Genomic DNA, 1994 nt, shown 5'->3' with positions numbered 1-1994 from the left:
TGTATCTATCAGAATTTTATTATCAGCTTTTCCAAATTTTTAAAGAGCAAGAGATGTAAAAACTTCTCAAAATTAAACACACTCTATTCTCAGGCGGTTAATGGCCTGATAAAGAATATTTATTTTTAAGAAGTAAGTGGTGGAGCTAAGCAGGATCGAACTGCTGACCTCCTGCGTGCAAGGCAGGCGCTCTCCCAGCTGAGCTATAGCCCCACATATGCTGGTACTTATTGTTTTAACCATCTTCTTAATTAGATAAGAAGTGGTGGGTCTGAGTAGATTTGAACTACCGACCTCACCCTTATCAGGGGTGCGCTCTAACCAGCTGAGCTACAGACCCAAAACAATAAGTGTTGTTCTCTTTACAATAACAATCATCTGTGTGGACACTACGAACAAATAAGTTCTAAATCGTATAAGGAGGTGATCCAGCCCCAGGTTCCCCTAGGGCTACCTTGTTACGACTTCACCCCAGTCATGAATCACTCCGTGGTAAACGTCCTCCCGAGGGTTAGACTATCTACTTCTGGAGCAACCCACTCCCATGGTGTGACGGGCGGTGTGTACAAGGCCCGGGAACGTATTCACCGCGTCATTCTGATACGCGATTACTAGCGATTCCGACTTCATGGAGTCGAGTTGCAGACTCCAATCCGGACTACGACGCACTTTAAGTGATTCGCTTACTCTCGCGAGTTCGCAGCACTCTGTATGCGCCATTGTAGCACGTGTGTAGCCCTACACGTAAGGGCCATGATGACTTGACGTCGTCCCCACCTTCCTCCGGTTTATCACCGGCAGTCTCCTTAGAGTTCTCAGCATTACCTGCTAGCAACTAAGGATAGGGGTTGCGCTCGTTGCGGGACTTAACCCAACATCTCACAACACGAGCTGACGACAGCCATGCAGCACCTGTATCAGAGTTCCCGAAGGCACCAAACCATCTCTGGTAAGTTCTCTGTATGTCAAGTGTAGGTAAGGTTCTTCGCGTTGCATCGAATTAAACCACATGCTCCACCGCTTGTGCGGGCCCCCGTCAATTCATTTGAGTTTTAACCTTGCGGCCGTACTCCCCAGGCGGTCTACTTAATGCGTTAGCTTTGAAAAACAGAACCGAGGCTCCGAGCTTCTAGTAGACATCGTTTACGGCGTGGACTACCGGGGTATCTAATCCCGTTTGCTCCCCACGCTTTCGTACATGAGCGTCAGTGTTGACCCAGGTGGCTGCCTTCGCCATCGGTATTCCTTCAGATCTCTACGCATTTCACCGCTACACCTGAAATTCTACCACCCTCTATCACACTCTAGTTTGCCAGTTCGAAATGCAGTTCCCAGGTTGAGCCCGGGGCTTTCACATCTCGCTTAACAAACCGCCTGCGTACGCTTTACGCCCAGTAATTCCGATTAACGCTCGCACCCTCCGTATTACCGCGGCTGCTGGCACGGAGTTAGCCGGTGCTTCTTCTGTCAGTAACGTCACACATGATGGGTATTAACCACCACGCTTTCCTCCTGACTGAAAGTGCTTTACAACCCGAAGGCCTTCTTCACACACGCGGCATGGCTGCATCAGGCTTGCGCCCATTGTGCAATATTCCCCACTGCTGCCTCCCGTAGGAGTCTGGGCCGTGTCTCAGTCCCAGTGTGGCTGATCATCCTCTCAAACCAGCTAGGGATCGTCGCCTTGGTGAGCCATTACCTCACCAACTAGCTAATCCCACTTGGGCCAATCTAAAGGCGAGAGCCGAAGCCCCCTTTGGTCCGTAGACATTATGCGGTATTAGCAGTCGTTTCCAACTGTTGTCCCCCACCTCAAGGCATGTTCCCAAGCATTACTCACCCGTCCGCCGCTCGTCAGCAAAGTAGCAAGCTACTTTCTGTTACCGCTCGACTTGCATGTGTTAGGCCTGCCGCCAGCGTTCAATCTGAGCCATGATCAAACTCTTCAATTAAAAAGTTTTATGTCTTTCGACAGCTCAATGAATTCTGAATTT

Annotated in this window: 2 tRNA genes and 1 rRNA gene; all 3 read right to left on the bottom strand. The window is 49.7% G+C overall.

The features are described from left to right. Positions 1 to 137: 137 nt before the first annotated feature. Positions 138 to 213 (bottom strand) — tRNA-Ala (locus L659_RS0116485). 50 nt (positions 214 to 263) lie between these two features. Beyond that, positions 264 to 340 (bottom strand) — tRNA-Ile (locus L659_RS0116480). Between the two features lie 76 nt (positions 341 to 416). Further along, positions 417 to 1952, bottom strand: a 16S ribosomal RNA gene (locus tag L659_RS0116475). Between the last annotated feature and the right edge of the window lie 42 nt (positions 1953 to 1994).

Source organism: Pseudoalteromonas sp. S8-8, from assembly GCF_000497875.1.
GTDB lineage: Bacteria > Pseudomonadota > Gammaproteobacteria > Enterobacterales > Alteromonadaceae > Pseudoalteromonas > Pseudoalteromonas arctica.
Note: the sequence above shows the minus strand (reverse complement) of the source record. Positions and strands in the feature narration are given on the sequence as shown.